The following is a 25,264-nucleotide window of genomic DNA, read 5'->3' on the forward strand; positions in this document are numbered from 1 at the left end:
GCCTTGAATGAGCAGTCGTTCCATGCCGAAGTTTTCGCGGGTGTTCTGGGCCGTCATCACCCTCAGCCTGCCCGTCGCGGCCGCCCAGGCGGCTTCCGCCAACTGCGCCAGCCTGGGGCAGTTGCCCGCCACGCTGGAGGTGGGTGAAGGGCTGCAACAGGCCATACAGTCGCCGGTCGCCATTACCCGGCTGGCCGTCGGCGATCCGAAAATCGCCGACGTACACGTCAACGGCAACCAGGCCTTCCTGCTCACCGGCGTCGCGCCCGGCGCCACCACCCTGATGATCTGGACCGCCTGTTCGCCCAACCCGCGCCAGACCATGGTGTTCGTCAAAGGCAAGGCCACTTCGGCGTTGACCAGCCAGTCGCTGTCGCCGTCGGATGACCCTTCGCTGCCCAGCCAGGTGCAGACCGACATCCGCTTCGTTGAAGTCAGCCGCACCAAGCTCAAGGAGGCGAGCACCAAGTTCCTGGGGATCGGCACCAACTTCTTCGTCAGCAGCCCGAGCATCGTCTCGCCCTCGGAGAGCGTGTTCAAACTGCCGGTGAGTACCGACAATTTCAACGTCGGCTTCGGCGGGGGTCGAGTCAAGGCGATGATCAATGCCCTGGAAAGCAGCGGCTTCGCCTACACCCTCGCACGCCCCAGCCTGGTGGCCCTGAGCGGCCAGAGCGCGACCTTCCTGGCCGGCGGCGAAGTGCCGATTCCGGTGCCCAGTTCCGGCAGCGACAGCATCTCCATCGAGTACAAGGAATTCGGCATCCGCTTGACCCTCACCCCCACGGTGATCGACCGCAACCGCATCACCCTCAAGGTGGCGCCGGAAGTCAGCGAACTGGACTACAGCAACGCCATCGCGATCCAGGGCATCCAGGTGCCCGCGCTTACCGTGCGCCGCACCGACACCAGCGTGTCCCTGGCCGATGGCGAAAGCTTCGTGATCAGCGGGCTGATCAGCACCAACAACCGTTCGACCATCGCCAAGTTTCCCGGCCTGGGTGACATCCCGATCCTGGGTGCATTTTTCCGTGACTCCAACATCAGCCGCGAAGAAAAAGAGCTGCTGATGATCGTCACCCCGCACCTGGTCCAACCCCTGGCCGCCAACGCGCAACTGCCTTCGCTGCCAGGGGAAAAACTGCGCAGCTATGACCCGAACTGGTATCGCCTGTTCTTCCTCGAAAACGGTAATTTCGACCGACGCACGGGACTGTCCCAATGAGTGAAAGCCTGAGCCAGACCTTCCTTGCAATCACCCGCAACGGCACCGACCTGGAATGGCTGCAGGGTGCCCTCGCGCCCCTCGGCCAAGTGGTCAGCGCCGGCAGCGGCAGCCTCGACGAATTGCTGGCGTTGGTAGACGTGACCTTCGCCAACCTGGTGTTCATCGGCCTGGACCGGGAAAACGTCAACAACCAGTGCGCTCTGATCGAAGGCGCCCTGGAGGCCAAGCCCATGCTGGCCATCGTGGCCCTGGGCGACGGCATGGACAACCAACTGGTGCTGAACGCCATGCGCGCCGGGGCCCGGGACTTTGTCGCCTACGGCTCGCGTTCCAGCGAAGTGGCGGGGCTGGTCCGGCGCCTGGGCAAACGCCTGCCCGCCGTGGCCCACACCAGCCACCTGGGCGGCCTGACCGTGCTGTACGGCACCCAGTGCGGCACCGACGGCGCCATGCTGGCCGACCACCTGGCCCATGTGGTGCAGAAAAGTGGCCAGCAAACCCTGGTGCTCGACCTGGGCCTGCCACGGGGCGACAGCCTGGCGTTGCTCGGCCTGGAAAGCTCGTTCCACTTTGGCGATGCCCTGCGCCACCTGCGCCGCCTCGACGCCACGCTGATCAACAGCGCCTTTACCCAGGCCGAGGATGGGTTGCGGATCCTCGCCTACACCGACGGCGACGATCCCCTGGAACAGACCAGTGCCGCCGAGCTGTACATGCTGCTCAGCGCCCTGCGCCAACACTTCCAGCACATCGTGGTGAACCTCACCGGGCAGCCGGACAGCGACGCCCTGCGCACCGTTGTCAGCCACTGCGACAAGCTCTTGTGGTGCACCGACCAGAGTGTGCTCGACTGCCGTCGCAACCTGGCGGTGCTCAATCGCTGGCGCGAAAAGGGCATGAAACTCGAACACGGGCGGCTGCTGATCGACCGCTACATCAAAGGCGCCGCGCCCGAGGCCGAAGCCTTGGGCAAAACCTTCGGCCTGGAGGTGATGGCCATATTGCCGCTGAGTGCAGAGATCCGCCTCAACGCCAAGAATCAGGGCCAAAGCCTGTTCACCCTGGCCCCGCGCGAACCCTTGACCCAAGGCTTGCGCAACCTCGGCGAGCGCTTGGCCAAGCGCTCCGAAGGCCTTGAGAAACCCACCGCCAACTGGCTGACCCGTCTTTGGAGCACCAAATGAGCGGCGACAAACTGTTCGGCGGGCCGGGCGGGCGCAGCGCCGTCGGCAACACCGACCATGACGGCCTCAAGCTGGTACTGCACCGCTACATCATCGATGCCATCGAGGAGTCGGGGCGCAACCTGCTGGAAGGCACACGCCAGTCCCTCGCGCAGTTTGTGATCGACAAGGTCAGCGAATACATCACCCGCATGCACCTGGCGATTTCCCGCTACGAGATGGAACGCCTGGCCGAAGAGATCGTCGACGAACTCACCGGCTTCGGCCCGCTGGAAGTGCTGCTGCGCGATGACTCCGTCACTGAAATCCTGGTCAACGGCCCCCATCGGGTGTTCGTTGAGCGCGAGGGGTTGCTGCACCAGAGTGACCTGCGGTTTATCGATGACCATCACGTGGAACGCGTCATGCAGCGCATCCTCGCGCCGTTGGGGCGGCGCCTGGATGAGTCCTCGCCGATGGTCGATGCGCGGCTGCCCGACGGCAGCCGGGTCAACGCGATCATCCCGCCGATTGCCCTGGATGGGCCGTGCCTGTCGATCCGGAAATTCCGCAAGGACATGCTCAAAAGCAGCGACCTGGTGGCGATGCAAACCATCGACCAGCCGATTTTCGAGTTCTTCCAGGGCGCGGTGGGCAAGCGCTGCAACATCCTGATCAGTGGCGGTACCGGCACCGGCAAGACCACCTTGCTGAACATCCTCAGCCAACTGATCAACCCCCATGAACGGCTGGTCACCATCGAAGACGTGGCTGAACTGCAACTGGGCCACCCCCACGTGGTACGCCTGGAAACCCGCCCGCCGAATGCCGAAGGCCACGGCGAAGTAAAGGCCAGCGACCTGATCCGCAACGCCCTGCGGATGCGCCCGGACCGCATCATCCTTGGCGAGATCCGTGGCGTCGAAGTGCTCGATGTGCTCACCGCAATGAACACCGGCCACGACGGCTCGATGAGCACCGTGCACGCCAACAATGCCCAGGACGCGCTGCTGCGCCTGGAGACGCTGGTGGGCCTGACCGGGCGCCTGATCGCGGAAAAAACCCTGCGCCAGATGATCTGCGCGGCACTCGACGTGATCATCCAATTGTCACGCCTGCCCGACGGCCGCCGCTGCGTCACCGAAGTGGTGGAAGTGGTCGGCGTGCGCGATGACATCTACGTCACCAATACCTTGTTCCGCCTCGACAAGCGCACCGGCTACGGATTCTTGCGCGAGGCCATCAACCCCGCCGGCGACAAGCTGCGCCGCGAGAGCCACCTGCCGCACTAGGAGGCGTGCCCCATGCTTGGTCCGATACTGCTCGCGCTGACCTCCCTGGCCATGTTGTTGCTCGGCGTGCAGTTGATGCGTCGCGGGGTACGTCAGGCCCAGACCGACCGCGTATTGGAGCGCCTGGCCCACGGGCAGCCGCAAACCCAGGAAAGTAACCCACTGCTCAACAGCCTGGAGCGCGCCTTTATGCGTGCCGGCCTGGGCAAGCCGACCGAACGCCTGGGGCTGTGGCTGAGCTTGTGGGCGCTGGGCGTAGTGCTGGGGTTGCTCGCCTTCGAATGGCTGGGATTGCTGGTGATGCTACTGGGGCCGCCGCTTATCCTGCGCTTCTACATCTCACTGCGCTATCAACGGCGCTTGCAGCGCATGATCGAACAGCTACCGCAGTTGCTCGATCACGCGGTGCGCAGTCTCAAATCCGGGCGCACCCTGGCCGATGCGGTGCTCAACGCTATCGACGCCAGCGACGACCCACTGCGCACCGCCATGGGCCGCATCAAGCGCAATGTGCTGCTGGGCGTCAGCCTGCCGGAGGCCACCCACGATTTCGCCGAGCTGTATGAACAGGATGAATTGCGCCTGTTTGCCCTCGGTTTGAAGGTCAACCATCGGTATGGCGGCAACGCCAGCGAGCTGCTGGAAAACCTGATCAAGATGATCCGCGAGCGCGACCAGGGTGCGCGCCAACTGCGCGCAATGACCGGCGAAACCCGGGTCACCGCGGTGGTCCTGGCGTTGTTGCCGGTCAGCGTGGCGGGCTATTTCCTGCTGACCAACCCGACGTATCTGGTGGGCATGTGGGCCGATGACAGCGGCCAATGGTTGCTGATCGGCGCCTTCAGCATGCAGGTCTTCGGGTGCGTGGCGCTGTGGCGCATGCTGAGGAGCGTCTGAGATGGCCGTGATGATCAGCATCGCCCTGTTTTTCGCGGCACTCGCGCTGCTGGTCATCAACCTGCTCGCCCATCGTCGCCAGCAGCGGCTGGTCAGCCAGCGGCTACAGGGCAACACCGTACGCGATGACAAGATGGGCCAGTTGCTGCGTCAGTTGGGCAATACGCGCATCGGCCAGCGCACCATCAGCCTGGACAACGAAACCCAGACCCTGCTCAACCGCATCGGCTGGAGAAAGGCCAGCCAGCGCTCGATGTTCGCCGCCTGCCAGGTGGGCGCGCCGATTCTGTTGCTGGGCCTGACGATCCTGGTGCAAAGCCTGTTTTTCCCGGACGTCGCCCATGTCTGGCCGGTACCGTTTCTCGGGTTTGCCGTCGGTTACCTGCTGCCCAAACGCGTGCTGGCCTCCGTCGCCAAACGGCGCCAGGAGCAGATCGCCCAGGAGATTTCGACCTTTATCCCACTGCTGCGCATCCTGTTCGAGTCCGGCATGGCGGTGGAGCAAACCTTGCGGGTCATGTCCAACGACTCCCAGACCTTGATGCCGGTGCTGACCGCCGAGTTGCGCCTGGTGCTGGCACGGGTGGACTCGGGCCTGGAGCTGGGCGAAGAACTGAGCAAAACCAGTCTGATGCTCAGCGTGGATGAGTTCACCGACACCTGCACCATCCTGCAACAGCTGCTGTATCAGGGCGGCGGTGCGATGAAATCGTTGCAGGCGCTCAAGCAACTGCTCGATGACCGGCGCCTGACGCGCATGCAGGAATTCATTTCCAAGATGTCGGCCAAGATGTCGGTGGTGATGATGGTTTTTCTGTTTCCCGCGCTGCTGATCGTACTGGCCGGCCCGGGGTTTATCGCCATATCCAAGGCCATCGGCACTTGAGAGGACGCACCATGAAATTACTGTTTGCCGCCTGCAGCCTGCTACTGATCAGTGGTTGCGCGAACATGGGCCAGGCTCCCTGGGCCGGGTTCGCCGGCACCGGCAGTTGCACCAAGCCCAACGCCGACCAGGAGCTGTCGCTGAACCTCGCCGACGACATGGCCAACGACGGCAAGCTGCACGCCAGCCTGGCCAATCTGCAGAACCTGTCGGACAACCTGCCGCAGGTGCGCCTGCGCAAAGCCAAGGTCTACCGCTTGCTGGGGCGCAGCGAGGCCGAAGGGTTATATCGCGGCCTGCTCGGCACGTGCCTGGCGGCCGAGGGCGAGCACGGGCTGGGCCAACTGGCGGTGGCCAAAGGGGATAACGGCCAGGCCATGGAGCATTTGCAGCGGGCAGCCAGGTTGTCGCCCATCGACGAGAAAATCCGCAATGACCTCGGCGTGGTCTACCTCAACCAGTTGCGCCTGGAGGACGCGCGCTTCGAATTCCTCACCGCCATGGAACTCAACCAGAGCAGCTCACTGGCGGCAGTCAACCTGGTCACCCTGCTGATCTATCAGGACAACTGGACGCAGGCGTCGCAGTTGGTCAGCCGCTTTGGCTTGAGTCCCGAGCAATTCACCCAGGCCCAGCTCCGCGCCGAACAACTCAAGCGCTCGGCGCCCCGCGCCAGGGAGCAAGTGGCAACCGTCAGCGACGCACGGCAAGTGCCCGTCAAATAAGTATCCGAGGGAGTATTCAGATGACACTCAAACCGTTCGCCCACCTGCTGCTGGCCACCCTGCCCCTGAGCGCACTGGCCATCGAGCCCGGCCCGTCATCGCCTTATCAACAGCAGACCGAAGGCTGGCTGCAGATGCAGGTCACCGGGCAATTGGCTTCGTCCACAGCGCAAAAAGCCTCCCCGGCGGAACGCGAGCAGGCCATGCAACGTTTGATCGAAAGCTACAAGCACCCCATTCCCGAGTACTACGACCAGAACCAGGGTGGCGCCGCGAAGAGTGGCAGCAGTAACTAGTGGGCGCTCACGCGCTGGCGGATCGACGCGCTGGCGGGTGACAGCGCGAGCGCCAGTTGCGTGCGGTTGTGCATGTGGGTCAGGCGCAGCACCTGGGACACGTAGAGCTTCACCGTGTTTTCGGTGATGCCCAGTTCGCAGGCGATCTGGTAGTTGGTCTGGCCCTTGCCGACCAGGCGCGCCACATCCAATTGGCGCGGCGACAGTTGCTTGAAGATCACCGGCATTTCGGCGCCTTCGACGTCGTCGCCCAGGGCTTCATCAGTGGCGGGTTGCGGGCCGCTGCGCACCTTGTCGAGGTCGTGGTAAAGGTCGTCGATCGACGCGGACAGGAACTGCAATTTCTGATTCAACTGCCCCAGTTCCAGATCCTTCTGGCGCTCATGCAGCGCGGCCTCCTGGCGTTGCAGGCCTTCAAGCAGTTCTTCGAGGTTGATCGGTTTCTGATAGTAATCGGCGATGCCCGCCCGCAGCGCCTTGATCACGTCCTGTTTGTCGGCACGCCCGGTCAGCATGATCGCCTCGAAGGCGCGGCGTTTGCCGGCAAGGCGTTGCAGTTCCTGGACCAGCTCGATGCCATCCATTTCCGGCATGTGCAGGTCGCACAGCACCAGGGCGATTTCAGCGTCTTCACGGAACCGCGCGATGGCCTGCCGGCTTGAATCGCAAGGCACGCAACGGTAACCGCTGCTTTCGAGGTATTCGCACAACTCTTCCACGATCAAGGGCTGATCGTCGACCACGAGGACTTTCATCTGAGAGATAAGCTTGTTCACGCGCTACTCCATGCCTGGCCAAGCAAAAATCGGTTCAAGACGGTACAACCGCGTCTATTTCGCACATCCTGGCTATAAACGTAGACGCACTTTCCGACTATGTACATAGAGCTACGCTACGTTGCGATCAGTGGGTTCCAAAGCCAGGCGAGGGTAAATCCGACCAACAAAAACGGCGCGAAGGGCTGTTTTTTTGACTGGTGCGGGCCGAGGTACTCAAGGGCATTTCTAAGCCCTTGATTCATCAGCGGCCACAATTTTGGCGCCAACAGCAGCCACACCACGCTGGCCAGGCCGGCACCGACAAACGTGCCGAGCAAGTACGTGCAATTGCTCGCCAGGCCCAGGGCCGCCAGCAGTTTTACATCCGCAGCGCCAAGACGCCCCAGGGCATAACCGGGCAAGGTGAACACCACGGCAAGGGCAAATGCCCAGGCACCCTCGGCCGGCGTCGCGCCCAGCCAGGTGGAACCGCTCCACACCAGGTAAACCAGTGCCAGCACAAAACCGCCGAGGGTCAGGCGGTTGGCGATCTGGCGTTGACGGGTATCTTGCACGGCGCACAGCGCCAGCCAGGCAAACACGATGAGGCTGTGAATCACGTAAAAAAAATCCCTTTTTACTGAATGACTCTATGCTGATATCAGGTAGTCGTTGTCAGGGTAGACGCAGTCATGAGAAAGGGCCTCCCCAGAAAACAGAAAGGTGCCGCCGCGCTTGAGTTCGCGATGGTGTTCATGATCTTTTTTGCCGTGTTTTACGGTTTGGTCAGCTACAGCCTGCCGTTGCTGTTGCTGCAATCGTTCAACCAGGCCACGGCCGAGGGTGTCAGGCGCAGCGTTGCACTGGACCCCACCACCCCCGGTTACTCCAGCGCCGTCACCGCACGTGCCGTGGCGACCGCCCAGGCTCAATTGCAGTGGCTGCCTGCCGCGTTCAAATTCGTCCCGGGCTATGTCACCGCCACCTACTCGGCCGGCAACCTGTTGACCGTGCAAATCAACTACCCCTCCGACAACCTCAAAAGCGTCCTGCCATTCCTGGTGCTGCCGGGCTTCGGCACCGTGCCCAACCTGCCCACCACGCTGTCGGCCCAAGCGAGCCTGCAATTTTGACCTCGGGGGAAAAGTTCTTCGACCGCCTGCTCGGCCGCCCGCCCGAGTCACACCTGCCCGCGGCGCACGTCCCCGTCAACGCCGGTTTGCAGATTGACCTGGACAACCTCGGCCGCGTCCTGCAAACCCACGGTCCGCTGCGTCATCGCCTGGTCAAACACACCGCCGAGCAACATCCCGAACCGCTGGTGGACTACCTGTGTGCCCACAGCGCCGTGGTGATCGAGGGCAGCCCCGCCGATTGGCAGGGCCAAAACCTCGACCTGGATTTCAATGGCTTCGCTGGACGCCCCCTGCAAACCCGTGGCTGGATCCAGCCCAGCGGCGACGGCTGGGTTTTGCAGCTGTTGGACATCGGCGACTTGATCGGCCACCGCGAGCACGCCGAAGCCCGCGAGCAACACCAGTTGCTCAGCGCCCAGGTCAGCGAACGCTTGCGCGTGTGCAGCCTGACCCGGCTGCCGGAAGTGGTGCAGGACAACCTGCAAAGCATTGCCCAACACTTTCAGATTCCCTGTGTCGCCATCGCCCTGCTCGACGAACAGGACCTGGGCTGGCGGGTCCACAGCCAATACCGCACGTTTGACGCCCCGGTGCTGTGGCACGATGGCCAGGCACTCGGCGCGGCCCTGGACAGTTTGGGCGGCACCGCGCCGTTGAGCCTGACCCTCACCCACGGCCACAGCGAGCATCCGCGCCTGCAAGGCATCTTTGCGAATGCCGAGGGGTTCCTGGTGCCCTATCGCGATGACCATGGCGTCGCCGCCTGGCTGCTGTGCGGTTTCTACCACGCCCAAGACACCTTCGAGCGCGACTGGCTGCAACTCACCGCAGCCCTCGCCGCGCCCCTGCTCAGCCGCCTGCGCGAACAGCGCCACCAACAGCAACTGGATCGCCTCGAAGCCCTGCAAGGCCTGCTCGGCACTGGTTGGTGGGAACTGCCCAACCTCAGCGACGACATCCAACTGGCGCCCCAGCTGCAACAGCACCTGAACCCCGACGAAGCCACCACACGCCACACCTTGAGCGACTGGCTGCGGCTGTTTCACCCCGCCGACCGCGAGGAACTCGCCAGCCGCCTGCACGACTTGCAGACCCTGAGCAAACCGCTGTCGACCAGCGTGCGCCTGCACCGTCTCGACGCCGCGCAAAACCCCATCTGGTATCGCGTCCAGGGCCAGGCCCTGGGCGTCGGCAACCATCGGCGGCTGGTCGGCTTCATGCTCGACATCAGCGACATCAAAAACCAGCAACAGCAAGCCGCTGCCGCCCACGCCCGGCTGGACAACCTGATCGCCAGCTCACCGGCAATCATCTATGTACAGCGCTACGTCGAAGGCACCCTGCAACCGCTGTTTTTCAGCGACAGCCTGCTGCCGTTGCTCGGCCGTACGCTCGCCGAATGCACGGCCGCCAGCCTGATCGAATGGCTGCACCCCGACGACCGCGACCTGTATTTCGAACGCACCCGCCAACTGCTGCGCGAAGGCAATGTGCGCAGCCGCTATCGCGTGCAGGACAAGCAAGGCAACTATCACTGGCTGCTCGACGAAGCCAGGCTGCTGCGCGACGACCTGGGCCTGCCGGTCGAAGCCGTGGGCCTGTGGCTGGATGTGACCGAGGCCACCCTGGCGGCGGAGCACGTCAAGCAAAGCGAGGAACGCTACCGCATCCTGGTAGAGGACTCACCGGCGATGATCTGCCGCTACCGCCCCGACCTGACCCTGACGTTCGGCAACACCCCGCTGGCCAACTATCTGGAGTGCCGCCCGGAACAATTGCCGGGGCTGAACCTGGCGGATTGGCTGTCGGCCGAACAACGCGACAGCTTTGTGCAGCGCATTGGCCGACTGACGCCGGAGTTCCCGGTCAGCACCGCCGAAATCAGCCTGCAACTGCCGGGGCGCGAACATGCCTGGTGGGTATGGTCAGACCGCGGCGTGTTCGATGAGCAGGGCGCGCTGGTGGAAGTGCAGGCTGTGGGCCGCGACAACACCGAAGTGCGTCGCTCCCAGCAACAACTGACCCAGAGCGCCAAAATGGCCACCCTCGGCGAAATGGCCACGGGCCTGGCCCACGAGATCAACCAACCGTTGAACGTGATGCGCATGGCCATCGTCAATGTGCTCAAGCGCGTGCGCGATGGCGATGCACAAATCGACTACCTGACCGAAAAACTGCAACGCATCGACACCCAGGTGCAGCGCGCGGCGCGGGTGGTCGACCATATGCGCGTGTTCGGCCGCCGCTCGGAAGTCGAGCAGCACCCCTTCGACCCGGCACAGGCGGTGGAGGGCACGCTGTCGCTGCTCAGCGAAGGCTTGCGCGGCAAGGGTGTGGAACTGCGCCTGACACCGCCGGACTTCACGGTGCAGGTCAAGGGCCACGTCGACCAGTTGGAACAGGTGCTGATCAACCTGATCGTCAACGCCCGCGACGCGTTGCTCGGCCAGCGTGAAAAACAGCCGGAGCTGCGCCCCTGGATCGCCATGCACAGCGAGCGTGACGGCCGTCACGTGCGCATCTGGGTCGAGGACAACGGCGGCGGCATCGACCCGCGCCTGCTGGAGCGGATCTTCGAACCCTTCTTCACCACCAAGCCGATTGGCGTAGGCACCGGCCTCGGGTTGTCGGTGAGCTACGGGATTGTGGAAAACATGGGCGGACGCCTGAGCGTCAGCAACGGCGAGCACGGCGCCCGGTTTTGCGTGGAGTTGCCGCTGGCCTAGTTCACCAGCGCCGCCTGGCCATGGGGGCGGCAACTGAGGTTGGCACCGACTTCGACCTGGTTGAGGTTGATGCCGAGGGTGTTCAGCAGGCCGTTGACCAGTGGGTCGACGACTGGGCTGAGTACATTGCCGATCACGCCGCCCAAGGCAGTGGTTAAGTCATTAAGCAAGGTGCCGCTGGTTGCCAGCAATCCGCCCAGCAAGTTGAATCCGGTGGGTTTATAGACTTGGAATTTCAGGTTTGTTTTCAACGCTGATGCGACCGACGCCACCAAATTTTGAGTAGAAAGAGAATGATAAAGCGGGGGTTGCTTGATTTCTGGAGGCTGGTTGTACGTGTCTGGGCCTAGCGTCGTGTTGATTGAGCCGACGGTGGGGTCGAAGATCAATCCTATCCCACCGCCATAAAACGCCTTGCGGGTACTTTGATCACACGTAGTTGGACCAAGCCCCAGCAAGGGTTTTAGGCAAGTAATCGCGCCAATATCAATCACTGGCAACGGTGGCACCGACGCCAACGGCGTGCTAGCGCCCAAGGAGTTGATCAGGGTTGGGCTTTGGCCGATTTTGATACTCACCGCTGAGGTTTTTGTTTGGGTGGTCAGCGTTTTGGTCGCGTCGCTGACGCAAGTAAACCCGGTAACATAACTTTCAGCTATGCCCACGTCTAAAATCACATCCACACTGGGGACGGGTGGGTTAGTCGCAGACGACAACAACCTCAAATCTGTCGTCTGACAAGGAACTCCGCCTACCGCACAAAGGAGCGAGCTGACAGTCCCCGCCAAGTTCAAACTAAGCAAGTTGTTAAGCACATCCGAAAGCGGCGCAACTAAGCTGTTCAAGGCCGTATTCACCAGCGGTGTGTTAAGTAGCGGCAGATTCACCGTCAGCCCCACACTAATCTGAGCGGTTCGCACATAAATACGCGTATTCAAATCAGTCATGTTCTTGGCATACGTCGGATCGCCAATCGCCGACAACTGCGGCGGCTGGATCACTTTGATCTTGAGATTCGTCGTGACCCCGGGCAGCGTCACCGGCACGTCGGCAACCACGGCACTTGTCTTGTTGGCCAACTGCACAAACGCCTCGATCAACTGGAAGGCATTCACCGTGGTATTGAGCCCCGCGGACACCGCGCCGGTCTGCACTTGCATCAAGCTGCCCAACGTCACGTCCAGGTTGCCCACCAGCGCACTGATCTTCGCCGCTCCCGCCGCAGCCGCCACCGAGGCGGTGCTGCCTCCGGCCTGCAACACCGTGACCGCTGCATCCACCAACTGACCGAGCTTGAGGTTCTTGGCCAACAACTCATCGTAATTGCCTGCCTGCACTCCCACGTTCAGCGCCAGTTGGTTCAGGTAACTGAGCAGGTTTATATCGGTGCCCACCAACCCTTGCCAGCCCGCCAGGCCCACCGACAGGTTGCCGCCCAGCAGCTTGCCGAACAGCAGGTCCAGGGCGTCCGACTTGCTGGAGTCGACCGTCAGCACCGTCGACTTGATCGTCAACTGCGCCTGCGGCGGCAGAATCTTCGGCGCGGCGACGGCCCTGGCGGTCAATTGGGTCATCACGTTGTAGGCGTTGCCATTGACCAGCGTCCAGACGCCACCCGCAACGCTGGTCAACACCGGGCGGGAGGCGGTCACCTGGATGGCATCGGTCTTGGTGGAGTCCTGGCTGAACACGCGCAGGTTGCTGGCATTGGTGCTCAGCACGCCGCAGCGCACGTCCAGCGCACTGGCGGGGGGAATGACATAGCCGTTGCGCGTGGCGCTGGCGCCGGCAAAGGTCGGCGCGGTGTTGGTGGCCGGTATGCAATTGCCGTTGCGCTGCACCGCTTCCAGCGCGGCCATGTCGGCGATGCCTTGCAGCTTGCGCTTCTCCAGGTACAGCCGCCCGCTATCGACGACCAGCAACAGAAAGACCAGCGCCAGCCCCAGGGTCAGGGCCGCCATCAAGCCAATCGCACCACGCTGCCTGGAACGAAGTCGGGGAGACATCGAGCACTCCTTTAGCGCTTACTCTCCGTAGTGCAGTGGAGTGTAGACAAGGCGTTGCGGCCGCGCCGGCCAGTCGCCACATTGGCGACTGACGGAGATTGTGGGGCGTGCACAAAGCTAGGTGTGGGAGCGGGCTTGCTCCCACAGGGGGATTGCGGTGTTGGTTAGTGCGGCGGGTAGTTGGAGAGAATTTTAGTCACCGTCGCGCGGATGGCATTGCTGCGATCCTGGGGATTCGGCGTGCTGCTCATCATCTGCTCGTCGCTGCCGCGCCACACCAGCTTGCCGTCCTTGCCGTCGAGCAGGTCGATCTGGAGGGTTGCCACTTTGTAGGTGATGTTGCGCGTTTCGTTGTACATCGGCGCGCCCCAGTAGCCGTTCCACGGGCCGCCCCAGGCGCCGCCGTAGTTGGTGGTGACTTGTTGCTGGCGGTCTTCGACGATCAGGTAGGCCTGCACCTTCAAGTCCGCCTTGGCGCCAGCCGCCGCCGGACGCAGGCCGCGCTGGTCGAGTTGTTCGCCGACGGCCTGGCGGATGCGTTGTTCGGTGAGGTCGCTCTTGATCCGCGGGTCATCCGGACGGTATTGCAGTGCCGGGTCTTTCCAGGCCCAGCTGCGGTACGCGCCGAAATCACGGCTGGCGTCAAAATCGTGGTTGACCTGGCTGGTCTGGCAACCGCCCAGCAGCACTACAAAAGCGAGCGTTGCGATACGACGAAACATGAGTGTTCTCCAAAATAGACCGGGGCCTGTCATTGAGCTTAGCGCTTAACGTGGCGGATAAGCGCTCATCGCCTTCTGCACCGCCTTGCGCAGCCCATCGGCGCGTTCGCTGAGGCTACCCTGGCTGGCGGTTTCCGCGCTGGTGCTCCACACCGGCTGGCCGCTGCGGGCGTCGAACAGGTTGACGCGCACCACCGCCACCGTCACTTCATAGGTGCGCACGATCGGTGCCGAGTTGTACATGCCGTAGCCATTGCCATAGCGGTTGTAGCCACCATAGCCGTAGCCATAGTCATCCTGGACTTGCTTGAGGCGCTTCTCCAGGCGCACGTCGGCGCTGACCAGCAGGTCCGGCGGGCGATTGTCGTGCAGGGGGCGCAAGCCGCGCTGGTCGAGGGCGCCGCTGACCGCTTCGGCAATCTGCGCCGAATCGGCCCAGGCCGTGCCCGCCGGCAGCTGGCCGTTGCGCCAGGCCCAGTTGCGGTAGGCGCCATAGTCGCGCACCGGCGCCGGGTAGGCACTGGCATCAAAGGTATTGGCCGCCTGGGCCGGGGCCGGCGGCATCGGGGCCGAGGCGGCCACGTAGGGATTGGGGCTGGAACAGGCGCCCAGTCCCAAAGACAACAGGATCAAACAGAGACGACGCATTTCGACCTCCGCAGACTGGGCCGCTTAAACCGGACGGCAGATCCAGTGCAAATAACGCCCAAGTCCGGCAAAGCTTGGGTGACGACGGTGAGCGAGTTCCATCTCCAACAAGTCCTGCAGATTCGCGCGGGCCTGGAATTCCACCGGCATGTAGTCGTGGAACACCCGCACGCCACTTTGGCTTTCGACCTGCCAAAGGCCTTCGAGTTGCGCCGCCAGTTCACGCGGGTCGAGCGGCTGTTGCGGGGTGAGGCTCTGCTTTTCCCCGGCCATGTCGTTCTTGCGCATCTTGCGGAAGTGGCCTTTGAGCAGGTTGCGGTAAATCAGCGCATCACGGTTATAGAACGCCAGGGACAACCAGCCGCCGGGCACCGTGAGTTGGTGCAGCACCGGCAGGATCGCGTGGGGCTCGGCCAGCCATTCCAGCACGGCGTGGCACAGCACCAGGTCATAGGGTTCGGTGAGTTGGCCAAGCAAATCCTGCCACGGCGCGTGAATGAACGTTGCGCTCTGCCCGGCCTCGGCGAAGCGTTGGCGCGCGCCTTCGAGCATCGGCTCGGCGGGTTCGGCCAGGGTCACTTGATGGCCCTGCTCGGCCAGCCACAACGACATATGGCCCAGGCCCGCGCCGATGTCCAGCACGCGCAATGGGCGCTTGGGCAGCGCTTCGGTCAGGTCGGCCTGGAGCACCGCCAGACGGATGGCCCCCTTGGCGCCACCGTAGATTTTCTCGGCAAAACGCGTGGCCAATTGGTCGAAATGTCGGTCACTCATGGGCAAACCGCCGTTCGCTGTCGGCCAGTTTGGCGCGCACCACCTCGTTCATGTCCAGGCCCAACTCGCTGCACAGCAACAGCAGGTACAACACGATATCGCCGACTTCCTGCCCGGCATGGGCGAGTTTGTCGGCAGGCAGCTGGCGGGATTGGTCTTCGCTCAGCCATTGGAAGATCTCCACCAGCTCGGCCATTTCCACGCTGGCGGCCATGGCCAGGTTTTTCGGGCTGTGGAACTGCTTCCAGTCGTTGGTATCGCGGATGCGGTGCAGGCGTTCGGTGAGGTGTTCGAGGTTCATGCGTGAGGCTCCTGAAGGTGAGTAGCTTCGGGGGGATTGGCCTTGAAGGCAAGTGAATCTCCGGGTGTTCTTGAGGACGCCTTCGCGAGCAAGCCCGCTCCCACACTTGAAGGTATTCACAAATCAAAATGTGGGCGCGGGCTTGCTCGCGAAGGCGATTTAGTCGACGACACTGAACTCAAGCCGGGCAGTCTGCCCCGCCTCATCCAGCACACTCAGCTGATACCGCCCCAACCGCTCAAAGCTGGCATTGATAAAGTCCTGGTTGGCACTGTCCCCCAACGGCTCGCCATTGAGAAACCACCAACGCCGCCCACTGCCGCCCAACGCCGAGATTTTCAGACGCAGCGCCTGCTGGCTGGCAGCCGGCAAGCGCAGTTGATCACCCTCGCGCACGCCTACAATCGACAACGGCGACGACGCGGCCAATACCGGCGGCGGGCAATCGGGATCGGCGGCCGGGATGCGTGCTTCGCGGCGCTCGACCCGTGGCAACCATGGCTCCAGCGGCGCCGGCCACAAGGCGATGCTTTTCGCCTCGGCACCAGGGCAATGGGCGTCGACCCGCAGGCCCTTGGCGTTGACCCACACGCTCTCCATCAACCCCACGCTCAACGGTTGATCCAATGCCTGCAAGGTCGGCGGTGTGGTGTTGTCCAACGTCCAGGCAAAACGCTGGCGCCGGCAATTGGGATCGCTGCGGCCCAGCGGCTGGCCCAGCGGCCAACAGATCGCAGCCACGCCAACATTCGCCGGCACCGGTTTGACGGGCGCACTGATGCCGCGCTGGCTGTCGCGGTTGGTCAGCACATCGTGCACCTGCAGCATCAACGGCGCCGCCGAGGCCAGGCCGAACTGCCCCGGCACTGGCGTGCCGTCCGGTCGGCCGATCCACACACCAATCAAGTAACGCGGCCCCACACCAATCGCCCAGGCATCACGAAAGCCATAGCTGGTGCCGGTTTTCCAGGCCAGCACCGGGCGCTGCACCAACTCGGCACGCGGGTCGCGGTCGGGGCGTGCCTGGCCACTGAGGATACGTCGCACAATCCACGCCGCACCAGGGGACAACATCGGCCGCTCCCTGAGAACGTCGCCTGGCTGCAAGCGAATGGTCGCGCTCTTGCCATCCCGGGCGAAGGCGCTGTAACCGCTGACCAGATCCTCCAGACGACTGCCCGCGCCGCCAAGAATCAACGCCAGATTGGGCTCGGCCAGCGCCGGCAACGCCAAGGGCACGCCGCCGATACGCATTTGGGCGGCGAAGCGCTTGGGCCCGTAGGCTTCCAGCAACTGCACCGCCGGCAGGTTCAGCGAACTGGACAACGCCGTACTCGCAGGCACCGCGCCGGTAAAGCCCATGGAAAAATTGCCCGGCCGGTAATCGCCGTAACGGCGGGGGACGTCTTGCAACAGCGACTCGGAGTGGATCAAGCCGTCATCCAACGCCATGCCATACAGAAACGGTTTCAACGTGGAGCCTGGCGAACGCAACGCGCTGATCATGTCCACATGGCCAAAGCGCTTGGCATCGTTGATGTCCACCGAGCCGACGTAGGCGCGCACGGCCATGCTTTCTTCTTCCACCACCAGGATCGCGGCGGAGGTGTACTCCGGCAAACGGGCGCGCCAGCCCAGCAGCAGGTCTTCGAGACGGCGTTGCAAGGTGGCATCCACGGTGGTGCGGATCAGCGGCGGGCTGTCCGGACGGTTCAGGCGGCGCGCGAGCAAGGGTGCCAGGCTCGGCTCCAGGCGCGGGGCGAGCAGCAGCGGTTCCTCCAGGGCTTCGTCGACAGCGGTCTGCGGCCACACCTGAAACTCGGCGAGGCGGCGCAGCACCTTGTCGCGGGCTTGCTGGGCGCGTTGCGGGTGACGGTCCGGGCGCAAGCGGCTGGGGGCCTGGGGCAGTACGGCAAGCAAGGCCGCTTCGGCATGGGTCAAGTGCGCCGGGGATTTTCCCAGGTAGGCCCAACTGGCCGCCGCCACGCCTTGCAACGTCCCGCCAAACGGGGCGCGGTTCAGGTAGAGGTTGAGGATTTCGTCCTTGGACAGGTGCCACTCCAACTGCGCCGTGCGCCACAACTGGCGCAACTTGCCGTGGAAGGTGCGCGAATGCGGATCGAGCAGGCGTGCGACCTGCATCGACAAGGTGCTGCCGCCGGACACTACCCGTGTGCCGCTGAGGTTCTGCCAGGAGGCCCGCACCAGCGCCAGCGGGTTGACGCCGGGGTGTCGGTAGAACCAGCGGTCTTCGTAGGTGAGCAGTGCGTCGAGGTAATACGGCGAGACTTCGCCGGTTTGCACCGGGTAGCGCCACACGCCGTTGGCATCGGCGAAGCGCCACAAGGGCGTACCGTCTTCGGCGAGTACGACGCGTGCCAGGTCGTCCTGAGGGAGCGGCAAGGGCCAGATACGGTCGGCCAGCCACAACAGCGCGATCACCAACACCACAACCCCCAAGCTCCAGCGCAGTAACCGTGGGAGCGGGCTTGCCTGCGATAGCGGTGGGGCGGTTGGTAAATTTTTCACTGACCCACCGCTATCGCAGGCAAGCCAGCTCCCACATGGGATTGTGGGTATCCGATACTAAGCAAACCCATTATTTAACCTGCAAACCTCTATGCTTATAGGGAACTAGCCTGGCGCAATCACAACCAAAGGCACAGATACGCCCACCTTCTCATCAGGACACACACATGCAGGTAGAAAGCTTCTTCGAATGGCTGGGCCAAGCGCTCGGTTCGGTCATCCGCTTTATCGTCGATGGGCTCAGCGGATTGTTCGGGGCCTTGACCAACGCTGGCGGCAACTTTGTCGAAGGCCTCTCACGTACGCTGGGCATGGACACTTCGATAATCAGCATCCTCACGCTGATCATTGGCCTGCTGTTCCTGTATTCGGCGGTGCGGGCGTTTATGCGTGCGTCGATCATCTTCGGGATTATCTGGTTGCTGCTGGGGCTGTGGCTGCTCAGCTGGGTCGTGCACTGATCCCCCAAACAACCAGCCCCCCTGTGGCAGCGGGCTTGCTCGCGAATGCGGTATGTCAGTATCAGATGTACTGGCTGACACTCCGTCTTCGCGAGCAAGCCCGCACACATTCAGGCCCCATTTCAAGTTGAGATCTCAGCGGCCCTTGATCACCAAGTCCGCCGGGGTCTCGCCCACCGCCTGCCAGTTCGGCCGGTACATCGACTCCACTTGCGGCGGCGGTACGCGGTACGTGCCCGGCGTCACCGCTCGTGCCAGATACAGCAAGTGCGTGGTGCCGGAACCGTCCAGGTTCAGCGCGGCCACATAACGGTCATCGCGGAACTCCTGATGCTTGAGCGACGCGTTCTGCATCGACTCACGCCATTCCTTCACCTGGCTGCTGGCGTTTTCCAGGCTGGCAGCGCTCTGTGCCAGGTTCTGGTTTTCCAGTTCCAGGCCGGCGGGCAGCAGGTCCACCACCAGGGCGTCCGGCACACGTTGCTTGGCGCTGACGGCCAAGTGCACCAGCACCAGGTCGCCGCTGTTGAGGCTGTGCAGGTTCAGCGGCTGGCCGTTCATGCCCAGGTATTCACGGCGGATGCTCAAGTTGTCGCCACCTGGCGCCGGTGGCACCTGTGGGTAACCTGAAATCGTCAGTTGCTGGTAAACCGGCACATCGCCCTGATTGGTCAGGCTCAGGTTGCTTGAAAGCAGCTTGCCCTCCAGATCCAGGGTCGACTGCTGGTTATTCAACTCGTGGCGTCCAGCACTGCCATCCAGTAGCACTTTCCAGTCCGACTCCGGCTTGGCAAACCCCAGGCGCCCGGCGAGGAACAGCGAATTACGCTCCTGGGTCGACAAGTACGGGCTCGCTGCCAACTGATCCGACAGCGTGAACAAGCGCTCCTCACGCTTGCCTTTGGCCAGGTCGTTCTCCTCCAGCAGCGCCAGGATCATCGCTTGATCACGCAACGGGCTGCCGTAGTCGGCCAGCCATTCATTGGCATTGCGCTGCGCCGCCAGACCGGCCAGCAACGCCTGGTCCGCCCGTGGCTGGTCGCCCATTTTCTGCAACGCAATCGCCAGGTGCACCAGCGGCAACCCGGAGCGCGCATCGCTGCGACGCTCGAAGATGCTGCGCAACGCGCCCAACGGCGCCTGCTGGCTGCGCGCCAGGACCATGCCGGCGTAGGCCTGCACGGCGAAGCGGGTGTGGTCGGCGTTGTCGCTGTAATCGACGTCGATCAGGTTGCGCTCCTGCACATAACGCAGCAGTCGCTCACTGGCCTTTTTCAAGGCCTCCTGCGGCACCGCGAAACCCTGATCACGGGCGCGCAGGAGGAAGTCGGTGACGTAGGCTGTCAGCCAATATTCTTCTTCGCCGTCAGCTCCCCACAACCCGAAGCTGCCGTTATAGCGCTGCATGCCCAGCAAGCGCTCGATGCCGATTTCGATCTTGCGCTTGCGCTCGGCATCCGGCTCGCCCTTGATCGCCAGGCGCTTGAGCAACGTATCGTCGGCGTACAGCGACGGGTACAGGCCGCTGGCGGTCTGCTCCAGGCAGCCATAAGGGTAGGCCTTGAGCGCGCTGATCTGCGCGCCAAGGTTCAACGGCGGCCGGCTCGACAGGCTCAACAGCGCCTCGCGCCCCGACGCATCGAACTGATCCAGGGTGCCCGCTGGCAGGCTCCACGGCTGATCCTTGAGTACCGCGCGGTAATGCTTGAGCAATGCCGGATACGCCGGACGCACGCCCAGGGTCCATTCGCGAGTGAACGGCGGTAGATTTTCACCCGGCAGGTCGAGGCCATTCACGGTGACCTTGACCTTGCCCTGCCCCAAGCCGCCCCAGGCTTTTACCGGGATGCGCAGGGTGGTGCGCTGGCCTTGTTTGAGTTCGACGTTTTGTGCGCCAGGGTTGACCAATTCCAGCTGCCCCTCGACGCTCAATTGCACATCGAGCTTCTGCGCCCGGCCCGACAGGTTGGACAGGTCCAGCGCCAAGGTGGTCTGGTCGCCACCGGCAAGGAAACGCGGCGCCGACAGCTCGGCGATCAGCGGCGCGGCAATCACTGTCTTGGCTTCGGCCATGCCATAGCGATCATCGCTCCAGGCCTGGGCCATCAGGCGCAGTTCGCCGTTGAAGTCGGGGATGTTGACGCTGACTTCGCCCTCGCCCCGCTCATTCAAGGTCACGGGCGCGCTTTGCAGGGCGACGATGGTGAGGCTGGTGTCCGGGCGCTTGCCGCCCTTGGCCAGCGCAGCGTCACCACCAAAGGCCAGGCTGGCCAGGCGGCCCTGGCCAGCCTCGATCAACTGGCCGTAGATGTCGAACTGGTCCACGCCGTAAGCCTTGCGACCGAACAGGCTGGCGTACGGGTCCGGCGTCGGGTATTCGGTGATATTGAGGATGCCCACATCCACCGCCGCGACCAGCACGTGCACCTGTTTCGGCACGCTGCCATCGGCATTCTTGGCGGCGACTTTTACCGTCAGCGCTTGCTTGGGACGCATTTTTTCCGGCGCGCTGAGGGTCACGCCGAGTTTGCGCTGGGTGCGATCCAGCGGCAGGTGCAGCAGGCCCACGGCCCGTTTGGGGGTGATATTGGCTTTGCGCTCGCCGGGACGAATCACCAGGGCACTGACGTACAAATCATGGCGCGACCATTTCGGGTCGAGCTTCACGGCGAAGCTTTTGCCTTCGGCCGGCACGTCGATTTCCTGCCACCACAACGGCCCTTCGGCGGACTCCACCAGCAGGTAGCCCTTGCCGGCGGCAGGCGGGGTCACGGTGACGTTGGCGGTATCGCCGTCGCCATACGCCGGTTTATCCAGCGCCAGCTTGACCTGATCGGGGCGTACGGCGCCGCCTTCGGTGTTGTCCTGGGCCTGGTAGCCGGCCCAGAAGCGCAGGCTGCTGACCAGCCCGGTCTGCGGGTCTTCGACCTCGACGCGGTAAGGGCCCCACTCGACCTGGAAGCTGACCTTGGCGGTGTCGCCCGCCTGGATGTTCAAGGTCTGTTCGTCGAGGTTGAGGAATTTTTCGTTGAAGTGGTAACTCCAGCCATCGTTGTCGGAGTAGTTCCAGTAGTAATCGCGACGCTCACGCACCAGGCGCACTTTGAGGTTTTGCGCGGCGAGCTTCTGCCCTTGCGGGTTGGCCAGCAGTACTTCGAATTCTGCCGGGCCATCGCCGTTGGTTTCCTTGCCGTCAAACAACCCGCGCAGGCCCGGCAGTTGTTCGGCCGGCCAGATCGGCTGCACCAGGCGCCGGGTGATCGGGCGCCCGCCGGACTCGTGCAGACTGGCTTGCACGATCAGTTGCAGCGGCGACTTGGCGTCGGCCCATTTGCTTTCCAGGGTCAGTTCTTCCTGGCCCTTGGCGTCGAGCACGCTTTCGTCGAGTTCGAAATCCTGGCTCAGTTCTTCTTCGGTGACAGAGCCAAACTGATAGCCCGGCAGCGCCTTGACCGCTTCGCGCAACGGCCGCACATAGATTTGCCCGCTGACGCGGTTGCCCGATGCCGGGGCGCCGTAGAGGTAGCGGCCACTGACCTGGATGACCGGGTTATCGGCCGGGCTCAACGCCGTGTCGCTGCCCTTGAGTTCCAGCGCCAGGCGCTCGGGCAGGAAGTCTTCGACGAGGAATTCATACAACTGCGGCTTGCCGTCCCCCAGGTCGAACACCAGCTGCCAGCGCCCGGTCGGCGCTTCGCCAGCCAGTTGCAGTGGGTATTGATAGAGGCCGGACGCGTCGGCATCCCACACGAACTTACGGCTGACCTGCTCATCCGGGCGACGGACCTCGACGCTCACGGGTTGCGGCTTGACCGCGTTGCCGTCCTTGTCGCGCAACAGGGCGTTGAGCAGCACGGTTTCGCCGGGGCGATACAGGTCACGCGGGCCGAACACAAAGAACTGCAACGGATGGGACGGCTGGCCGCCGATGTCGAACTCGGCCAGGTCCAGCGCCGCGCTGTCGAGGCGTAACAGGCTGGTTTGCTCGCCCTGCTTGGCCATCAGCACCTGGGCTTTTTTCGGCAACGGCAGCTCGGCGTGGCCGCCCTTCTCGGTCTTGCCCTGGCCCAGCACGCGGCCGTCGGCATCGAGCACTTCAAGGTCGACGCCATCCAGCGCCTTGCCGCCTTCGAGGGCCTGGGTAAACACGTCCAGGCGATTGGCGTAGCGGTGCACCGACAAGCCGATGTCACTCAAGGTAAACAGCGTCGCCGGCTGGGAATAGTTGTAGGTGCCGGAAGCGCGCATCACCGCCAGGTACACGCCTGGCTGCTGCAATTGCTTGAGGCCGGCAATCGGCAGCAGCAGGGTTTCACGGGTGTTGCGTGCAGGGTTCAGGTCGAAACGGCCGCCGTAGACCAGGTCGGCCATCGGCAGCAGTTCGCGGGCCTCATAACTTTGCAGGCTGCTATTGCGGCCCCATTGCGCTAGGAAGGTGGGCAGGGATTCGGGCTTGATGCGAAAGAATTCGACGTCGATCTTGTCGACGTTCAACGCAATCACCGGCAGGCCTTCGGCCAGGCGTGTCGGCAGCAAGGTGCCACGGCTGGCGAAACCGACGGTGGCTTGTAGGTCGCGGGTTTCCAGGCGGGCGCTGTATTCGGCGGCGAGCTTGGCGTCGTTGACCGCTTTCACGCCGGCGTCGATGGTCAGCACCAGCTTGCGCTGTGGCTCCAGATGGCGCAGGCGCAGCTCCATCAGGTTGTCGGAAATTTCCCAGGCACCATCGACCTTGCCGGACTTGCTGTCCACCAGGTGAAGTTTGTCGGCGAATTTCTGATCGGGGTCCAGGGGAATGGAAAAGCTCACGGAGAGCGTGCTGGCCCCATCGAGCTGCACCTCGGACACATCCACCACGCTTAACTCACGCCCGGCATAACGCTGCTTCAGCGCTGCCACGTCCACCACCGCCTTGGCCGGCTTAGGTGCTGCCGTCACGGTTGGCGCAGGAGGCGCCGCCGGTTTGTCGGAAGAATCGCAGGCGCTCAGCAGGGCCAGCGCGCAGGCCAGGAACAATCCTTTGTTAAGCATGGGGCACTCGTTGTTAGGGGGCCGAGGGATGAACTATATATCAGCCCGCGTGGGGCTGATGAGGTGCTGCTCACATTGACCGACGGAGGGTGGTTTGGTTCTTGAAAGGAAGTGTTGCCAAGCCAAATCCCACAAACACTGAAGATCAAAATGTGGGAGCGGGCTTGTGTGGGAGCGGGTTTGCTTGCGAAGGCGGTGTGTCAGTCGACACATCTATTACTGAACCACCGCATTCGCGAGCAAGCCCGCTCCTACATTGGTCCTGCGATGACAAGGAGTGCCGGTTACAATGCCGCTCTCCCGAGGAGCCTGCATGTCCACCTTACTGACCGACTGGCGCGACCGCCCTACTCATCGCCGTGTATGGGCCTTAGCTGCGCCGATGATTCTTTCTAACATCTCGGTGCCGTTGGTGGCCCTGGTAGACAGCATGGTCATCGGCCACTTGCCCCACGCCCATCAGTTGGGCGCCGTGGCCGTCGGCGCCAGCCTGTACACCTTCCTGGCCTGGGCCATGGGCTTCCTGCGCATGGGCTCCACCGGTTTCGCTGCCCAGGCCGCTGGGCGCAATGATGGTGCGGCGTTGCGGCAAATCCTCCTGCAAGGGTTACTGTTGGCGCTGGGGCTGGCGATGTTGCTGGGCACGGTAGGTATTCCCTTCAGCCATCTGGCGCTGGAATGGATGCAGCCCTCCCCCGAGCTCAATCAACTGACCCAGGACTTTTTCCACACCCGCCTGTTCGGCTTGCCCGCCGCCCTCGCCAGTTATGCGCTGGTCGGCTGGTTCCTCGGCACGCAAAACGCCCGCGCGCCGTTGGCGATTCTGCTGACGACCAACCTGGTAAACATCGCCCTGAACCTGTGGTTTGTGCTTGGCCTGGATTGGGGGGTGGTCGGCTCGGCTCGAGCCTCGGTGATCGCCGAATGGACCGGCGCCCTGCTCGGCCTGGCCCTCACGCAAAAAGCCCTGCGTGCCTACCCCGGGCATATCGCTTGGGCTGCGTTGCAACGATGGAAGAGCTGGCGCCCGCTGCTGGCGGTGAACCGCGACATTTTTATCCGCAGCCTGGCGCTGCAGTCGGTGTTTTTCATGATCACCGTGCAGGGCGCGCGCTTGGGCGATGCCACCGTGGCGGCCAACGCGTTGCTGCTCAACGGCCTGTTGCTGACCGCCCACGCATTGGACGGATTGGCCCACGCGGTCGAAGCCCTGTGCGGCCATGCCATCGGTGCCCACGACCGTCAGGCGCTAAGGCGTTCACTGGTGGTCGCCGGCGGTTGGTCGCTGATCGCCAGCGTCGGTTTTGCCTTGCTGTTCACGGTCGGCGGGCACTTGTTTATCGCCATGCAGACCGACATCCCCAGCGTGCGCGAAACGGCTGACCGTTACTTGCCGTATCTGGCGGTATTGCCGTTGATTGCGGTGTGGAGTTATTTGCTCGATGGCCTGTTTATCGGCGCTACCCGTGCGCGGGAGATGCGCAATGGCATGTTGCTGACGGTGCTGTTGACGCTGCCGTTAGCCTGGCTGTTGCAGGGGTTGGGCAACCACGGGCTGTGGCTGACCTTCCTGCTGTTCATGGCGCTGCGCAGCCTGACTTTGTGGGCGATTGCGTGGCGACTGAACCGGCAGGACCAGTGGCTTGGATAAAAAAATGTGGGAGGGGGCAAGCCCCTTCCCACAT

General features: G+C 63.3%; 20 protein-coding genes. 11 read left to right on the forward strand and 9 right to left on the reverse strand.

The annotated features are described in order from the left end of the window. Positions 1–7 precede the first annotated feature (7 nt). From OPU96_RS21185 to OPU96_RS21215, 7 genes are read left to right on the forward strand one after another with little or no spacing between them, the layout of a single operon-like run. Positions 8–1,225 carry a type II and III secretion system protein family protein gene (locus OPU96_RS21185; protein ID WP_305392006.1) on the forward strand — a complete coding sequence of 406 codons (1,218 nt, stop codon included), beginning with the start codon at positions 8–10 and terminating at the stop codon, positions 1,223–1,225. Continuing rightward, entirely contained in the window at positions 1,222–2,412 is a 1,191-nt protein-coding gene (locus tag OPU96_RS21190; RefSeq protein ID WP_498559629.1) for a CpaE/TadZ family protein, read from the forward strand. Before OPU96_RS21185 ends, OPU96_RS21190 begins: the two co-directional genes overlap by 4 nt. After that, positions 2,409–3,683 (forward strand): TadA family conjugal transfer-associated ATPase, encoded by a 1,275-nt coding sequence (locus OPU96_RS21195; RefSeq protein WP_498559630.1) that lies wholly within the window; start codon positions 2,409–2,411, stop codon positions 3,681–3,683. The genes OPU96_RS21190 and OPU96_RS21195 overlap by 4 nt, the downstream gene beginning before the upstream one ends. Positions 3,684–3,695: 12 nt before the next feature. Continuing rightward, positions 3,696–4,580 (forward strand): type II secretion system F family protein, encoded by an 885-nt coding sequence (locus tag OPU96_RS21200; protein WP_226455684.1) that lies wholly within the window; start codon positions 3,696–3,698, stop codon positions 4,578–4,580. Between the two features lies 1 nt (position 4,581). Then, positions 4,582–5,466 carry a type II secretion system F family protein gene (locus OPU96_RS21205; RefSeq protein WP_192300173.1) on the forward strand — a complete coding sequence of 295 codons (885 nt, stop codon included), beginning with the start codon at positions 4,582–4,584 and terminating at the stop codon, positions 5,464–5,466. A gap of 11 nt (positions 5,467–5,477) precedes the next feature. Next, positions 5,478–6,191 carry a tetratricopeptide repeat protein gene (locus OPU96_RS21210; RefSeq protein ID WP_192300174.1) on the forward strand — a complete coding sequence of 238 codons (714 nt, stop codon included), beginning with the start codon at positions 5,478–5,480 and terminating at the stop codon, positions 6,189–6,191. 20 nt (positions 6,192–6,211) lie between these two features. Then, positions 6,212–6,487 carry a DUF3613 domain-containing protein gene (locus tag OPU96_RS21215; RefSeq protein WP_305392002.1) on the forward strand — a complete coding sequence of 92 codons (276 nt, stop codon included), beginning with the start codon at positions 6,212–6,214 and terminating at the stop codon, positions 6,485–6,487. Here OPU96_RS21215 and OPU96_RS21220 read toward each other — a convergent pair. Continuing rightward, on the reverse strand, positions 6,484–7,263 hold the full coding sequence (locus OPU96_RS21220) for a response regulator transcription factor (RefSeq protein ID WP_498559631.1): 780 nt from the start codon (positions 7,261–7,263) through the stop codon (positions 6,484–6,486). The two genes, OPU96_RS21215 and OPU96_RS21220, sit on opposite strands and share 4 nt — an antisense overlap. A 116-nt stretch (positions 7,264–7,379) precedes the next feature. Then, positions 7,380–7,865, reverse strand: coding sequence for a prepilin peptidase (locus OPU96_RS21225; protein ID WP_463984727.1), 486 nt, complete (start codon positions 7,863–7,865; stop codon positions 7,380–7,382). Between the two features lie 72 nt (positions 7,866–7,937). On the opposite strand from OPU96_RS21225, the gene OPU96_RS21230 reads away from it, so the two are divergent. Together OPU96_RS21230 and OPU96_RS21235 are read left to right on the forward strand one after the other, a co-directional pair. After that, positions 7,938–8,378 carry a TadE/TadG family type IV pilus assembly protein gene (locus OPU96_RS21230; RefSeq protein WP_226455680.1) on the forward strand — a complete coding sequence of 147 codons (441 nt, stop codon included), beginning with the start codon at positions 7,938–7,940 and terminating at the stop codon, positions 8,376–8,378. Beyond that, entirely contained in the window at positions 8,375–11,107 is a 2,733-nt protein-coding gene (locus OPU96_RS21235) for a PAS domain-containing sensor histidine kinase (RefSeq protein WP_498559632.1), read from the forward strand. The genes OPU96_RS21230 and OPU96_RS21235 overlap by 4 nt, the downstream gene beginning before the upstream one ends. On the opposite strand, the gene OPU96_RS21240 is transcribed toward OPU96_RS21235, so the two are convergent. The 6 genes from OPU96_RS21240 to pbpC form a co-directional block, all read right to left on the reverse strand. Beyond that, complete coding sequence (locus OPU96_RS21240; protein WP_498559633.1) at positions 11,104–13,113, reverse strand: pilus assembly protein TadG-related protein; 2,010 nt, start codon at positions 13,111–13,113, stop codon at positions 11,104–11,106. The genes OPU96_RS21235 and OPU96_RS21240 overlap by 4 nt on opposite strands. A 164-nt stretch (positions 13,114–13,277) precedes the next feature. Beyond that, a complete protein-coding gene (locus OPU96_RS21245) occupies positions 13,278–13,835 on the reverse strand; it encodes a DUF4136 domain-containing protein (RefSeq protein WP_192300181.1) in 558 nt (185 codons plus the stop codon). A 45-nt stretch (positions 13,836–13,880) separates the two neighbouring features. Then, entirely contained in the window at positions 13,881–14,483 is a 603-nt protein-coding gene (locus tag OPU96_RS21250) for a DUF4136 domain-containing protein (protein WP_192300182.1), read from the reverse strand. A 24-nt stretch (positions 14,484–14,507) separates the two neighbouring features. After that, positions 14,508–15,257 carry a methyltransferase gene (locus tag OPU96_RS21255; RefSeq protein WP_226455677.1) on the reverse strand — a complete coding sequence of 250 codons (750 nt, stop codon included), beginning with the start codon at positions 15,255–15,257 and terminating at the stop codon, positions 14,508–14,510. Further along, complete coding sequence (locus OPU96_RS21260; protein WP_048723087.1) at positions 15,250–15,558, reverse strand: MazG-like family protein; 309 nt, start codon at positions 15,556–15,558, stop codon at positions 15,250–15,252. The genes OPU96_RS21255 and OPU96_RS21260 overlap by 8 nt, the downstream gene beginning before the upstream one ends. Before the next feature lie 159 nt (positions 15,559–15,717). After that, on the reverse strand, positions 15,718–18,030 hold the full coding sequence (pbpC, locus tag OPU96_RS21265; RefSeq protein ID WP_226455710.1) for a peptidoglycan glycosyltransferase PbpC: 2,313 nt from the start codon (positions 18,028–18,030) through the stop codon (positions 15,718–15,720). 224 nt (positions 18,031–18,254) lie between these two features. On the opposite strand from pbpC, the gene OPU96_RS21270 reads away from it, so the two are divergent. After that, entirely contained in the window at positions 18,255–18,548 is a 294-nt protein-coding gene (locus tag OPU96_RS21270) for a hypothetical protein (RefSeq protein ID WP_017738360.1), read from the forward strand. A 135-nt stretch (positions 18,549–18,683) separates the two neighbouring features. On the opposite strand, the gene OPU96_RS21275 is transcribed toward OPU96_RS21270, so the two are convergent. Next, entirely contained in the window at positions 18,684–23,579 is a 4,896-nt protein-coding gene (locus tag OPU96_RS21275; protein WP_498559634.1) for an alpha-2-macroglobulin family protein, read from the reverse strand. A 313-nt stretch (positions 23,580–23,892) separates the two neighbouring features. Here OPU96_RS21275 and OPU96_RS21280 point away from each other — a divergent pair, with 313 nt between their 5' ends. Beyond that, complete coding sequence (locus OPU96_RS21280; protein WP_498559635.1) at positions 23,893–25,230, forward strand: MATE family efflux transporter; 1,338 nt, start codon at positions 23,893–23,895, stop codon at positions 25,228–25,230. Positions 25,231–25,264 lie beyond the last annotated feature (34 nt).

Source organism: Pseudomonas sp. RP-B7, assembly GCF_059803535.1.

Coding starts and splice junctions, on each gene's coding strand:
- OPU96_RS21185 (WP_305392006.1), top strand. CDS start 8: ATGAGCAGTCGTTCCATGCCGAAGTTTTCGCGGGTGTTCTGGGCCGTC.
- OPU96_RS21190 (WP_498559629.1), top strand. CDS start 1,222: ATGAGTGAAAGCCTGAGCCAGACCTTCCTTGCAATCACCCGCAACGGC.
- OPU96_RS21195 (WP_498559630.1), top strand. CDS start 2,409: ATGAGCGGCGACAAACTGTTCGGCGGGCCGGGCGGGCGCAGCGCCGTC.
- OPU96_RS21200 (WP_226455684.1), top strand. CDS start 3,696: ATGCTTGGTCCGATACTGCTCGCGCTGACCTCCCTGGCCATGTTGTTG.
- OPU96_RS21205 (WP_192300173.1), top strand. CDS start 4,582: ATGGCCGTGATGATCAGCATCGCCCTGTTTTTCGCGGCACTCGCGCTG.
- OPU96_RS21210 (WP_192300174.1), top strand. CDS start 5,478: ATGAAATTACTGTTTGCCGCCTGCAGCCTGCTACTGATCAGTGGTTGC.
- OPU96_RS21215 (WP_305392002.1), top strand. CDS start 6,212: ATGACACTCAAACCGTTCGCCCACCTGCTGCTGGCCACCCTGCCCCTG.
- OPU96_RS21230 (WP_226455680.1), top strand. CDS start 7,938: ATGAGAAAGGGCCTCCCCAGAAAACAGAAAGGTGCCGCCGCGCTTGAG.
- OPU96_RS21240 (WP_498559633.1), bottom strand. CDS start 13,113: ATGTCTCCCCGACTTCGTTCCAGGCAGCGTGGTGCGATTGGCTTGATG.
- OPU96_RS21245 (WP_192300181.1), bottom strand. CDS start 13,835: ATGTTTCGTCGTATCGCAACGCTCGCTTTTGTAGTGCTGCTGGGCGGT.
- OPU96_RS21250 (WP_192300182.1), bottom strand. CDS start 14,483: ATGCGTCGTCTCTGTTTGATCCTGTTGTCTTTGGGACTGGGCGCCTGT.
- OPU96_RS21255 (WP_226455677.1), bottom strand. CDS start 15,257: ATGAGTGACCGACATTTCGACCAATTGGCCACGCGTTTTGCCGAGAAA.
- OPU96_RS21260 (WP_048723087.1), bottom strand. CDS start 15,558: ATGAACCTCGAACACCTCACCGAACGCCTGCACCGCATCCGCGATACC.
- OPU96_RS21270 (WP_017738360.1), top strand. CDS start 18,255: ATGCAGGTAGAAAGCTTCTTCGAATGGCTGGGCCAAGCGCTCGGTTCG.
- OPU96_RS21275 (WP_498559634.1), bottom strand. CDS start 23,579: ATGCTTAACAAAGGATTGTTCCTGGCCTGCGCGCTGGCCCTGCTGAGC.
- OPU96_RS21280 (WP_498559635.1), top strand. CDS start 23,893: ATGTCCACCTTACTGACCGACTGGCGCGACCGCCCTACTCATCGCCGT.